12 protein-coding genes are annotated in these 12958 nt (G+C 62.7%); all 12 read right to left on the bottom strand.

Going from position 1 to position 12958, the window contains the following annotated elements:
• Positions 1-68: 68 nt before the first annotated feature.
• Positions 69-194, bottom strand: a complete 126-nt coding sequence (locus AC0L2O_RS11815) for a hypothetical protein (RefSeq protein ID WP_369722241.1) — start codon at positions 192-194, stop codon at positions 69-71.
• 115 nt (positions 195-309) lie between these two features.
• Positions 310-771, bottom strand: coding sequence for an inorganic diphosphatase (locus AC0L2O_RS11810; protein WP_473369834.1), 462 nt, complete (start codon positions 769-771; stop codon positions 310-312).
• Positions 772-909: 138 nt separating this feature from the next.
• A complete protein-coding gene (locus AC0L2O_RS11805) occupies positions 910-2184 on the bottom strand; it encodes a DUF892 family protein (protein ID WP_473369833.1) in 1275 nt (424 codons plus the stop codon).
• 92 nt (positions 2185-2276) lie between these two features.
• Complete coding sequence (locus AC0L2O_RS11800; RefSeq protein WP_473369832.1) at positions 2277-3899, bottom strand: alpha-amylase family glycosyl hydrolase; 1623 nt, start codon at positions 3897-3899, stop codon at positions 2277-2279.
• A 46-nt stretch (positions 3900-3945) separates the two neighbouring features.
• Positions 3946-5010, bottom strand: coding sequence for a UDP-glucuronic acid decarboxylase family protein (locus tag AC0L2O_RS11795; protein WP_473369831.1), 1065 nt, complete (start codon positions 5008-5010; stop codon positions 3946-3948).
• A 12-nt stretch (positions 5011-5022) separates the two neighbouring features.
• Positions 5023-6147: a CgeB family protein gene (locus AC0L2O_RS11790; RefSeq protein ID WP_473369830.1), complete on the bottom strand. Its 1125-nt coding sequence runs from the start codon at positions 6145-6147 to the stop codon at positions 5023-5025.
• Complete coding sequence (locus tag AC0L2O_RS11785; protein WP_409187720.1) at positions 6144-7232, bottom strand: CgeB family protein; 1089 nt, start codon at positions 7230-7232, stop codon at positions 6144-6146. The genes AC0L2O_RS11790 and AC0L2O_RS11785 overlap by 4 nt, the downstream gene beginning before the upstream one ends.
• Positions 7229-8356 carry a CgeB family protein gene (locus AC0L2O_RS11780; protein ID WP_473369829.1) on the bottom strand — a complete coding sequence of 376 codons (1128 nt, stop codon included), beginning with the start codon at positions 8354-8356 and terminating at the stop codon, positions 7229-7231. The genes AC0L2O_RS11785 and AC0L2O_RS11780 overlap by 4 nt, the downstream gene beginning before the upstream one ends.
• Positions 8353-9465 carry a glycosyltransferase family 4 protein gene (locus AC0L2O_RS11775; RefSeq protein WP_473369828.1) on the bottom strand — a complete coding sequence of 371 codons (1113 nt, stop codon included), beginning with the start codon at positions 9463-9465 and terminating at the stop codon, positions 8353-8355. The genes AC0L2O_RS11780 and AC0L2O_RS11775 overlap by 4 nt, the downstream gene beginning before the upstream one ends.
• Positions 9462-10748: a TIGR04295 family B12-binding domain-containing radical SAM protein gene (locus AC0L2O_RS11770; protein ID WP_473369827.1), complete on the bottom strand. Its 1287-nt coding sequence runs from the start codon at positions 10746-10748 to the stop codon at positions 9462-9464. The genes AC0L2O_RS11775 and AC0L2O_RS11770 overlap by 4 nt, the downstream gene beginning before the upstream one ends.
• Entirely contained in the window at positions 10745-11812 is a 1068-nt protein-coding gene (locus tag AC0L2O_RS11765) for an NAD-dependent epimerase/dehydratase family protein (protein WP_369726690.1), read from the bottom strand. The genes AC0L2O_RS11770 and AC0L2O_RS11765 overlap by 4 nt, the downstream gene beginning before the upstream one ends.
• Complete coding sequence (locus AC0L2O_RS11760; RefSeq protein WP_473369826.1) at positions 11812-12924, bottom strand: NAD-dependent epimerase/dehydratase family protein; 1113 nt, start codon at positions 12922-12924, stop codon at positions 11812-11814. Before AC0L2O_RS11760 ends, AC0L2O_RS11765 begins: the two co-directional genes overlap by 1 nt.
• Between the last annotated feature and the right edge of the window lie 34 nt (positions 12925-12958).

Below are 12958 nucleotides of genomic sequence, written 5' to 3'. Positions count from 1 at the left end.
GCCTCCTCGGAACCTGCAGCAGGTACAAAGGTTCCTATCTACGACCTCGTGGCGTGGTTGCCGCGAAGCTAGAGCGGCGGCCATCCCTTGACCGCGATGATGATCGCCGCATCGCCGGCTGCGAAGAGCAGGAGGACGAGGCCGGTAGCGATCAGCGCCCCTGGCTGAGCGAGTGCACGCAGATCTTCGAACATGACGTCGTGGTTTCCATAAGCCGCCCTGAAGAATGGCTTTAGGAAAGAGTGGTTCCAATTGCTTGAGGCAGAAGCGGGGTTTTCAATCTGCCGATGCGGCGTCATTCCCTAAGGCTTACCGGGACAGCCGGCGAATGGTTTTAATCGCACGGTTTGGACCGTGCCAGCCCAGGAAGCTGAGCTCCTTGTTCTCCAATACATGGGTTGCGCGAAAGAACTGCTCAAGCTCTTCGCGGCCATGCGATGGCAGATCCCGAACATCCCGGAGATCGGCTTCGAGGGACGAACGGTCGGGCACCGCGAAGACGCGGTCATTCCTTTCGACGCGGCCTTGGCTCTTCTGCTCGACCTCGAGTATTCCGATCGGCCTGCATTTGACAACCACGCCGGGATACGTCCTGGCGTCGTGAATAATCAGGACGTCGAGAGGATCCCCATCTTCCGCCTTGGTGGATGGAATGAAGCCCCAATCATAGGGGTAGGTGAGCCCCGCCATGAGCGGCTTCGCCAATGTAAACGCACCGAGCTTGGGATCGAAATCAAGCTTGCACGAGCTTCCACGCGGCGTCTCGACCACCGCGTGGAGATATTTCTTGTCAGCCCAGCTGGGCAAGCTCAAGAGATCCGTCATTGAATGGACCCCGCGAGGGACCGAAGTCGGCGCGAAAACTGCGCCGACCTCATCATTAGCTTTCGGTTTCGCCGTCGCTTCGTCCTAGGATTCGGCCTGTTCCAAAGTGGCGGGCATCTTGGCGACGGACATCAGCGATCGCGCAACCTGATTGAGCAGGACGTCGGCATTCTCTTCCTCGGCGAGCGACTTGGAAAGCAATGCCACAATCGCACTGTGTCGGAGTTGCTGTGCGAGGTTGCGGGCGGTGGTGTAGCCGGCCATCTCATAGTGCTCGATCCGCTGGGCGGCAGCGATCAGCGCGAGATCGGCGGCCGCGTCTTCCTTTTCCTCGCTCTCCTCCATGACCTCCTTGCCTTCCTCGACGAGGCCCATCATCCCCTTGCAGGGTTTGGCGCGGGCTGTCTCGCCGAGAAGCTCGAAGCACCGATTGATACGCTCGATCTGCTCTTCCGTTTCGGCCAGATGCTGCTCGAAAACCTCCCGTAACTGATCAAACCGAGCAGTTTGCGCCATCTTCGGCAGAGCCTTGGTCAGCTGCTTCTCCGCGTGCAGGATGTCCCTCAGCTCATGCAAGAGGAGCTCGGTCAGGCCGGCCTCGTCGACCGGTGGTGAGCTTTCGGTGACGATGGGCGTCGCGGCGCCGGGCTCCGCACTCTGCAATGCGGGCGATTCGGTGAAGACCCATTCGCCACCTTCGTTCCACGGACCGCGCGTGTCGATCTCGCCATGGTCGCCCGTTCCGGTGGAGTCGTTGAAGAACTGATTGACCAGACCCGGTGTCGGTGCAATCCGGCCGACGCTGAATGCCGGCTTGGCCAGGCTCTCGAGCGCAGCCGCGAACGCCTTCATGTGCGTGATTTCACGCGTCATCAGAAACTGCAACGCATCCTTGGAACCGGCGTCATCGCAGAAATTGATCAGCCGCTCATAGACGATCTTGGCACGCGCTTCGGCCGCGATGTTGCTTCGCAGGTCGACGTCGAGTTCACCGGTGATCTTCAGATAGTCGGCCGTCCAGGGATTTCCTTGCGAGTTGAACAGATTGACCCCGCCGCCGCCGGCAATTGCGATGAGCGGATCCGTCTCCGCGGCCTGGCGGTCGAACTTGGACGGCGCCAGATGCATTCGCGCGAGACTGCCGACAACCTCCAAATGGCTCAATTCTTCCGTGCCGATGTCCATCAGCAGGTCCTTGCGATCGGGGTCTTCGCAATTGAGGCCTTGAATGGAATACTGCATTGCGGCGGCGAGTTCGCCGTTGGCGCCGCCGAACTGCTCCAGCAGCATATTGCCAAAGCGCGGATCGGGTTCATCGACGCGAACGGTGAACATGAGCTTCTTGACGTGGTGATACATGGGAATTTCCGGGGCACGAGGAGTGGACGGCGCGACAACGGGGCCTCCAACCCTTCGTTCCTACAACGCGTCGTTCTTGTGAGGCTCCGCTCCTATTGGGCGGTTGCGGCGCCCGCTGGACCCCCTGGCCTCTCAAGTTCGATGATGACACCTTCATTGGCCCGGAGCAGGACCGACGCCGGTTCGACAGTTGGTGGGGACCGGTCCGGGTGCGTCGACAGCAGCACATTCCCGCGACAGTCCCCTTCAAACTTGCGAGGCTCGGCCGCGATGTTGAGGACAATAAGCAGCTCGCTTTGGTCCAGAGAACGCTTGAACGCCAGGATGTTGTGGCGGGCGCGGACGGGGTGATACTCGCCGCGCTGCAGGGCCCGGTGTTTTCGCCGCACCGCGATGAGGCTCCGGAACAGATGCAGGATAGAGCGTTCGTCGCGTCGTTGCTGCTCGATATTGCGGGCACCGTCTTTCTCCAATGGTAGCCAGGGCGTGCCGGTCGTGAAGCCGCCCGCTGGGCTATCGTCCCACCGCATCGGGGCTCGCTCGGGATCGCGGCAGAGACCGTAGCCTTTGACGAGCTTCTCGAAAGGATCATCAATCCGATCATCCGGGATGTGAACGCGTTCGCGGCCGATCTCGTCGCCCATGAAAAAGAAAGGCGTACCTTTCAGCGTCATCAGCAACATCGTCAGCGTGCGCATCGCCGCTTGTCCGATCGAGCTTGCGATGCGTTGCTTGTCGTGACCACCGATGACCCAGACCGGCCAACCGCCCTTGGGCAGAGCATTCATGTAAGCGTCGATCGCCGCCTGCAACTCGAGCACGTCCCAATCGCAGTCGAGCAGCGCGAAGTTGAGCGGGAGATGAAGACGTGGCCGCTCGGTTCCGTAGAAATGACCGATGCGGTCCGTCTTGCCCTGAACTTCCCCGCAGAGCAGCCTGCTGTCGTAGCGATCGATCATCTCGCGAATGAACTCGATGCATTGCATCGTTTCCGGCCGGTCGTCGGTGAAGACCGGCGTGAATCGCTGCGGCGGCGGCTTGTCCTCGGCCTGTGGGGCGGGCGGATTGTCGCGAAGGAGGTGATCCTTGATCAAGACGGCGCTGGCGTCGACGCGGAAACCATCGATGCCGCGATCGAGCCAGAACCGCATGACGTCTGCAATGGCCGCCCGGAGGTCGGGATTTCGCCAGTTCAGGTCGGGTTGCTCGACAAGGAATGAATGGTAATAGTATTGGCCTCGGGCGTCACACCATTGCCACGCGCTGCCACCGAAGCGGCTGAGCCAGTTGTTGGGCGGACCGCCCGTCTCGGCTGGATCGGTCCAGATGTACCAATCGGCCTTGGGATTGTCGCGGGAGGCACGGCTTTCAACGAACCACTCGTGATCACAGGACGTGTGGTTGGGCACGAGATCGAGAATGAGCTTGATGTCCAGTTCGTGCAATTTGGCGATCAGGCGATCCATATCCTCGAGGCTGCCGAACGTGCGGTCGATCGAGCGGAAGTCGGAAATGTCGTAGCCGAAGTCGCGGAATGGGCTGTTGTAGATCGGCGTAAGCCAGACGGCATCGACGCCGAGCCAGGCGAGGTACTCAATGCGCGAGAAAAGGCCGGGCAGATCCCCCTTGCCGTCTCCGTTGGAGTCTTGAAATGAAATGGGCGCCAGTTCGTAAATGACCGCGGACTTCCACCACTCGTCTGTGACTTTGTTCATGAAGAAGCTTTGTCGCGTGATCTGGTCCTATACGTGTCTCGTCTCATTAGCGCTGATCTGCGATCGTCAGTCTGCCGCGTGCCATCCGTCCCGTCTTTCGGGTCGCGATTGCCGGCACAAGTGCCGGCGCATCGGTCGCGATGCGAAGGGCAAAATAGGCGATCGTCGCCTGAAGGCCTTCCTTCAGCGGCACGCGGGGGCGCCAGCCCAATGCGCGTTCGGCCGTCTCAATCACGGGCTTGCGCCGCTTGGGATCGTCCTTGGGCAGCGCCTCGAAGCGGAGCGGGGAGTCCGAATGTGTGTATGACAGAACCTCGCGGGCAATTGCCTCGATCGTGACCTCGTGCGGGTTTCCGAGATTGCACGGACCGGTGACGGAGGCCGGGCTCTCCATCAGCAGCTGTAATCCCCGGACTAAATCTTCCACGAAGCAAAAACTCCTGGTCTGAGTTCCGCGTCCATAGATCGTGATGGGGTCTCCTCGCAGCGCCTGAACGATGAAGTTCGAGACCACCCGGCCGTCGTTTTCGAGCATGCGTGGTCCATAGGTATTGAAGATGCGGGCGATCTTGATCTCGACGCCGTACATCCGGTGGTAGTCGAACATCAAGGTCTCTGCGGCCCGTTTGCCCTCGTCATAGCAAGCGCGCGGGCCGATCGGATTGACGTTGCCGAGATAGGACTCGGGCTGGGGATGAATTTCGGGATCGCCATAGACCTCGCTGGTGGATGCCTGGAGCACGCGAGCCCCCTTCTTGAGCGCGAGTTCCAGAATGTTGAGAGTCCCCATCACGCACGTCTTCATCGTGCCGATCGGATCCTTCTGGTAATGCCGCGGTGACGCCGGGCAGGCCAGGCTGTAGATCCGGCTGACGTCTTCGTCGACGTCAAGCGGGTCGCGCACGTCATGTTCGATGAAGCGAAAATTCGGATGGTTGAGCAGAGGCCTGATGTTGTCAGTCGTGCCGGTAAACAGGTTGTCGACACAGATCACCCTGTTGCCATGCTGCAGCAAGGCGTCGCAGAGATGCGATCCGATAAAGCCGGCCCCTCCGGCAATCAAGACCGCGGAGGAGCTACGGGGCGCATTGATGCGGGTCTGGAACGTCATGGCACTCTCCTTTCAGAACTCGGCGACCTGCACCGGCCGGATTTCGGACAATCTTCCTGCTTTGCGTCGACGCCGCGCGAGTGCTTCCAGGTAATAGGCCTCCAGTTGCTCGGCTCTGTGATACGACGTGTGCTCGGCGAGGACTCGCCGTCTCGCGTTCGCTGCGATGGTGCGACGGCGTTCCTCAGGCATGTCGCGCAGGATCTCGACGACGTCCCGCGGGCTCGAGACCAGCAGAATTTCCTGCGACGGCTTGAAGATGGTCTCGAGTCCCGGCCATTTGTCCGAGATGATCGGCGTGCCGCAGGCGGCCGCTTCAAACAGCCGAACGCTCGGAGAGAAGCCCAGAGCGCGCATGTCTGCGCGGGTCGCATTCAGGGCGAAGCGCTGCTCCGAGTAGAACATCGGATGCCGTTGTGGCGGGAGATGCTCGATCCGGAACACGTTGTCCGGCCAGGTGATATCGTCGGGGTATTGTGCCCCCGCGACCACAAATTGCTCGGACGGAAGGGCGCGGGCAGGCGCGAGAAGCAATTCTTCAAGGACCGGTTGCCTGTCGTCACTGTAGGTCCCGAGATAGCCCAGAGACCATTTCGGCTCGGCCTGCTGGGGCGCGTATACCCGCGTATCGGCGCTGCAATACAGCGCCCGCGCCAGAGGACTGCCGTAAGTCTCCTCAATCATCTGCGGAACTGGACCGCCGGAGAAGGAGAGATAGAGGTCGAAACGCGGGATCATCGCGGCAGAAAGATAGTCCAAATTTCCTTCGAGCCGGGACAACGTGACCGGCGTATCGATGTCGTAGAAGGCGGTAATGCCCTGGGCTTGGCTCGTGACCCATTCGGAAATCGCAATGCCGTCCGGGACGAAGGAGCCGATGATCACCAGATTGGCCCCACGGATGAGTTGGCCGAAGCGGCGTGGAATGTCACTCAGGGACTCGTAGAGGCTTGCGTTCCACGCGGAAGGGTTCACCAGATCGCGATGGTTTCGGTACCACGGCACGTCCCGCTCCAGAAAGGTGACGTGGTGGCCGCGTTGCGCCAGGGCCTCGATCAGGGCGCGATAGGTCGTGGCGTGACCGTTGCCCCAGGACGACGTGACCGAAAGACCGATGACGACAATGTTGAGCTTCATTCTGCTGCCTCGATTCGCGAACTGCTTCCGACAAATAGATCGCTGAACTGGCGCGCGCGGTGCCGATAGGTATGGTGGCCGAGGATACGTAGCCGTGCGCGGCCGGCGATCGCCTGCGCGCGATCCGGGCTCAGAGAGCTGATGTGGTCCGCGACCTCCGCGCCCGTCGAGGCCACCAGGACCTCGCGGCCAGGTTCGAGAAAATGATCGATGCCGTCCCATTGATCGGTGATCAGGCAGGCGCCGGCGCCGATGGCCTCGAAGACTCGCGTCGGTGGGGAGAACCCGTAGCGCGCCATGCTGTCGCGATTGACATTCAGTGTGGCGAGACCTGAGCCGAAGAATGCGTTGTGGTCCGCGGTTCCGACATGTCCGACCTTGCGCAGATTGGCAGGCGTGTCCTTGCTTTCCCAACCCGAGCCGCCAAGCACAAAGGTCTTTGTCGGCAAGGAACGTGCAACATCGATGAAGAATGTCTCGACGCGCTGCTCGCGATCAGGCAGGCGGTTCGCCAGCAGGCCAAGATCGCAACAGAACCGCGGCTTCGGCGGCGCCGAATAATGCGTGGCGGGGTCGAGCGCATTGTAGATCGGGACGCAGTCGCGGGCACCCACGGCGCGATAGGCGGATACGACGCCGTCGCCGCCGCCATAGGTCAGCACCATGTCGTAGGACGGGATGGCACGGCGGAGATGATGTTGCGGATCGTTCGCCATCGCCTCGAGCGTGGCGGGCGCGTCGACATCCCAGTAGATCCGCAGCGCCTTCGACGGGATGTTGGCTGCGGCGATCTCCAATTCCTGGTCGAACACGCCGACGCCGCTGGCCTTGATCAGCATGTCGGCCGACATGGCGGCCATCTCGATGCTGCGTTGCCAGCCATCGGGCGTGGCCGGATAGACGACGACGTTTGCCCAATCGGGATCCGCGATATCGCGATGCGCCTGGCGCTCGAAAGCGTCCGGCTCGAAGAAGGTGATGTCGTGCCCGAGTGCCGCGATTTCCTTCAGCATGCCACGGTAATAGGTTGCGGCGCCGTTCCAGTACGAGGAAACCAGGCTGGATCCGAAGAAGCAGATCTTCATGCGACGGCTCCAACATATGGCCGCTGCTGCGGCTGGCCCGAGATCCGGATGCTGTCCACGATGCCGAGAAGCTGTTCCGCGCGATGGCGGCAGGTGTGACGTTCCCTGATCACGCGGAGGCCGGCCTCCACTGTGGCGGAGGATAGCTCGCGGTCACTCAGAAGCATGCGCAGCGTGCGTTTCATCTGCGCTCCATTGGCAGCGCTGAAATAGCTGCCGTCGGGGAACAGGCCTTCCGAATCCGACCAAGGTGCGGATACCAACGGGATGCCGCAGGCCATCGCCTCGAACACGCGAATGGTCGGGATGCCTGGAAGCGATCGGACATAGGGGCCGCGCGGCACATGCACCGTTGCGCGTGCGCTGGCGAAGGCTGCGGGAGCCCGGTGCGCCGGCAGCCAGCCTCGATAGCGGATGCCTGCGGCCCATATCGTCTCGAGCGCCGCATCCGAATAGCGGACGCCATAGGCGCTCGCGCGCAGCTTCAGCTCAGCGACCGGCTCAACCAGGAATTCGTTGAGTTCGGCGCTGCGTTCGCCGTCGCCCCAATTGCCGATCCAGATCAAATCGTCGGTGCGTGCGATATGCGGCAACGGATGGTACAGCGCGACGTCAGCCGCCTCGTGCCACGTGAAGGCGCGGTCGGCCCAGCCGAGCTTCAGATAGATCTGGCGGAGCACCTCGCCGAAGGCGAGCACGCCGTCGAACCCATCGAGGTCGAACTGTGCCAGTTCTTCCGGCGCACTGACGGCGCGGTGGTGGGTGTCGTGAAACAGCAACGTAAAGAACGCGCCTTGCGCACGCCTGCGCCCGATCTGCGCGATCAGATCGGGCGAGTTCCACTCGTGAACGATCACGAGATCGGCGCCGTGCAGTGCCTTGTCGAGATCCAGGAAAGCGTCATAACGACGAACGTCGATGCCGGGGAACAGCGCCGGGATGTCGTCCATCGCATGCGTGCCGCCCTCTCGCATGGCATTCAACCGGCTCCAGCCGTCACCGGGTTCGTAGACGACGACTTCGTGACCGAGCGCATGAAGCTCGCGCGCGTAGCCGCGCAGAAAATGCGCGTTGCCGTTGTTCCAGCAGGAGCTGAACGCGTGATAGAACAGGACGCACTTCATGCGCGCACCTCGATGGCATCATCCGGCGCCGTTGCGCGCCGAGATGTGAGCAGCCCTTCGTAGAGCCTCAAATACGCGCTGGTCATCCGCGCCAGCGAATAGGTCAGCGAGTATTCATAAGCGGCACGTTGCAGCCGGGTGCGCTCACGTTCGTCGGTGCAGAGATGCGCGAGCGCACGATGCAACGCCTGGCGGTCGGCGGGATCGACGAACAGCGCAGCTCCGCTCCACAATTCCCGGAACGTCGGGATGTCGGACAGGACGAGCGCACAGCCCGCGGCCGCGGCCTCGAGGACGCACAGACAGAACGGCTCGTACAGTGCCGGGCTGACAAAGACGGCGGCATGCTGCAGGTGTGCGCGCATGACCTCGTGCGGCAACTGTCCAAGCCAGCTCACAGCAGCTGACGGGCTTGCATCGGCCGGTCCCGCGACCTGGACGGGCCAGGGGAGACCAGGTGCCGCGGCCGCGAGAGCTTCGATGTTCTTGGCGCGGTCCCAAAGTCGACCCGCCGCGAAGATCAGTTCCTGTTTTCGCCCACCGGCACCGCCGGGTGCGATCCCGTTCCAGATCACCGCGCCCGGGGAGCGGGGACGGTAGATCTCCGCGATCTCGCTGTGGAACGAACGGCTCGGGCACACCCACGCTTGAGCATTATCGAGAGCTGCCGCGACCCGCTCAGTGTAGCGGCGCCATCGCGGCTCCTCCAGCCACGCGCTGTCCCGACAGGCCCGCGCCCAGGAGCGAACGCAGGAATGTGCCACGACCACGGTTGGCGCGCGCCAGCCGAAGGATGCTTCGCGAAAGCTGTTGAGATGAACAAGGTCGGGCCTGAGTTTGGCTTCGAGGCCGGCAAGGACGCGCTGTGCGTCCGAGATGTTGTGCCCTTCAGGATCCTGCCATTCAAGCGCCAGGTCCGTCTCGATCAAACGCACTCGGGACTCATGCAGCATGGCCAGCTGATCTGCGCGCGCGCGGGGACCCAGGGTCACAAGGGTGACCTCGGCGCCGGCTTCGGTGAGAGTCGTGGCGAGGCCACAGGAATAGGTCCACACCCCACCCACCGTGTCGGTGGTCATCAGGATGCTGAGCTCCGGGAGACCGCTCATGGCGCGACCTGAAGTTCGAGAGCATCGAGGGGAACGGGACGGTCGTTCTGCACGTCACTGAACTGGTCGAACAACGCGAGATAGTGCTGATGCGCGCGTTCCCAGGCGAAATCGTCGGGTTCGCCCCATAGCTTTCTGTAATCCGGCGAGCCCGGATAGGGGTAGAGCGGCACCGGATCATTGGCCCAGATGCCGGCATCCTGCATCTGGCGGCGCCAGCGTTGCACGACCGGATCATCGTCCTCGGGCACTTCGATCAGGTTGGCCTGCACGAAGGGGACGTGACGGCGTGCCTCGACCAAGCGCTCGGCCAATTGGTCGGTGGTCATCTTGCAATTCTTGGCGAGTGCGGCGCGCCCCTCCACCGTCAGGCTCTCGATTCCGGCCTCGATCGACACGCAGCCGGCCTGGCCGAGCAATGCCAACATGTCCGGTTTCCAGAGGTCGATCCGCGTCTGCACGCCGAACTTCAGCCCGCGCGCGCGCAGTCCCTCCAGCAGCTCCCTGTTCGGGAGAAAGATCTCGTCGATGAAGTAGACATATTCGATGCCTTGTTGGCGCAGGCGGTCGATTTCATCGAGGATGATCGCGGGGGGACGTTTGCGATAGGCGTTGCGAAAATTGTCCTTGGCGCAGAACGTGCAGCTGTATGGGCATCCCCGTGACGCTTCGACTTCCGCGCCGGGAGCGACCGGCTCGGCCTCGAAGCGATGATGGTGGTGCTGATGGCGCCGCACCATCTCGTCCGGCCAGCGCAGCGGCGGCTGATCCTTGAAGTCGACCGCTTGGGGGCCTCCATTGACCCGCACCGAAGCTCCGTCGGCAAAGCACAGGCCGGCGAAGTCGCGCTCGCCATTGGCCAGCCGAAGCAGGGAGATCTCGCATTCCCCCATCACCACGATATCGGCGCCGAGCTTCTTCAGCGCCGCCCGCGGCGTGGTCGAGCCGTGGGGGCCTATCGCGACCAGCACCGGGACGAGGTCTCGGAGTGCCAGCGCAAGCTCCTGTGGAACACGAAGCTCGGGCGGCGCGCAGCGCCAAAACAGGTAGGTCGGCGCCGTCGTGATGACGACCAAGTCAGGACCGAAGCCGCGCAGTTCGGCCTCGACCTCGGCCAGCGACAGATCGAACATGTGCGCATCGAGCAGCAGGGTCGTGTGCCCGGCCGCCTTCAGATAGTGATCGGAAATTCCGAGCTCGAGCGGCAGGTGAGGGGATCGGCAGCCGAAATAGATGCTGCCGCCGAAGTCCCAATTGGGATTGATGAGGGCGACGCGCGTCATGCCATGGCCTCCCGATTGCCGTGGGGCGATGCGAAACGGCTGTCGAGCCATGTGTGGAGCGAGCGGAGGCCTTCCGTGACGGCGATTTGCGGAGCCCAGCCGATAGTCGTGGACAACGCGCTTGTGTCGGTGACGTACCAGGGCTGATCGCCGGGACGCCAATCGGCGAAGCTGTAGGCGACATTGCGACCGGTCAGCTCGGTGATGGCATCGATCAATTCCAGCAGGCTGATCGCATTGGCGGGACCACCGCCGAGGTTGAACACGCGTCCGCGGACCGAGTCCATGCGGTCGAGCACAGCGAGCCAGGCGCTCACCGCGTCCGAGACGTGAAGTGCATCGCGGACCTGCTTGCCGTCGCCATAGATCGTGAGCGGGTTTCCGCGGAGCGCGCTCAACAGGAAATGCGCGATCCAGCCCTGATCCTCGGTCCCGAACTGGCGCGGGCCGTAGATGCAACTCATCCGCATCACCACGGTCCGGAGACCGAAGACACGGGCGTAGTCGTGAACATATTGGTCCGCGGTGCCCTTGGAACAGCCATAAGGGCTATAGAAATCAAGCGGCGCATTTTCGGAGACCCCGGCCGCCAGGAGAACGTCCGTCGGCATGTAGCGGCGACCTGAGAGCGTGATCGCGCTGTCCTCGATCAGGCGGCCGTAGACCTTGTTGGTCGAGGCGAAGATCACCGGTGCCTGCCGGTTGTGCAGGCGGACGGCTTCGAGAACGTTCAGCGTACCGCGCGCGTTGATCTCGAAATCCGAGGCGGGATCGCTCACGCTGTCGGTGACCGCGACCTGGGCGGCCAGGTGCAGCACGGCACGCGCCTCGCGCACCGCGTCGATCACCGGAATGGGCTCACGGATATCGGCAACCGTGATGGCAATCTTCTCGCCATGCCTGGACCTCAGCCATTGCGCGTTCTCCCGCACCCCGGCGCGCGCGAGATTGTCCAGCACCAAAACGCTCTCGCCACGCTGCGCAAGCCGATCGGCGAGATTGCAGCCAATGAAGCCGCAGCCGCCGGTGATGAGGACTGGTTTGTTGTCGCGGGTCTCTGTCATCACGCGACCAATCCCCGTTGCAGCAACTCCCTGGTGGCTCGCTCGGCTTGATCGTCGGCAATCTGGTCCGCCAGATATTCGGCGAGCTCTTCGAGGCCATCCTTGAAGCCGACATGTGGCTCGAACCCGAGCAGATCGCGCGACTTGCCGATATCGGCGAAGCAGTGCCTGATATCGCCGGCACGGTACTTTCGGGTGATCTCGGGTTCGATTTCGCTCCGGCCCATCACTTCGGCCAGGTCTTGCGCCACCGAAACAATGGTTCGGCTCTGGCCCGAGCCGACGTTAAAGACGTCCTGGGCGTGTTCGGCCTCGAGCGCGATGCGGCATGCCCTTGCCACGTCATGCACATGGACGAAGTCGCGGCGCTGCTGGCCGTCCTCGAACACGAGGGGCGACCGTCCGTTGAGCAACCGGGCGGCAAAGATGGCGAGCACGCCGGTGTAGGGATTGGACAAGGCCTGGCGCGGACCGAACACGTTGAAGAAGCGCAGGGCTACAGTGGGGATGCCGTAAGCTTTGCCCGTGATCAGGCACATGCGCTCCTGCGCATATTTGTTCAGCGCGTAAATCGAGCTCAGCGACGGCTGCTTTGTCTCGGGCGTCGGAACGGGTTCGAGCGGATGGCCGGAACTGTCGCGTAACTCCCACTCGCCGCGGCGAAGCTGTTCGATCGGCCGCTCTTCGCAGGCCACGACCCTGTGGTCGGCGCTGCTATAAAGTCCCTCGCCGTAGATGCTCATGGACGAGGCCACCACCAGCCGCTCGACCGGTCGCTTGGAAAGCGCCTGCAACAGCACGGCTGTGCCGACCTCGTTGGTCCTGACGTAAGGTTCGATGTCGTACATGCTCTGACCAACGCCAACGGCGGAGGCGAGATGGAGAACCATGTCGGTGCCGCGCAGAGCGTGTTCGACGGCAAGTGCGTCCGTGACATCCCCGACCACGAGCTCGGCGTCGTCGGCAAGATAGGCCGGACGCTGACGATTGCCGCCGTGAACCTGAGGCGAGAGATTGTCGAGGATCCTGACCTCGTAGCCGGCCGCAAGGAGGACATCGGCAGCATGGGAGCCGATGAACCCCGCACCTCCAGTGATCATTACCCGCGTCATTCACCGCTCCGTGCACCGTGAGGCCGATCGTGGG

This window comes from Bradyrhizobium sp. Kon10, assembly GCF_055807395.1.
Note: the sequence above shows the minus strand (reverse complement) of the source record. Positions and strands in the feature narration are given on the sequence as shown.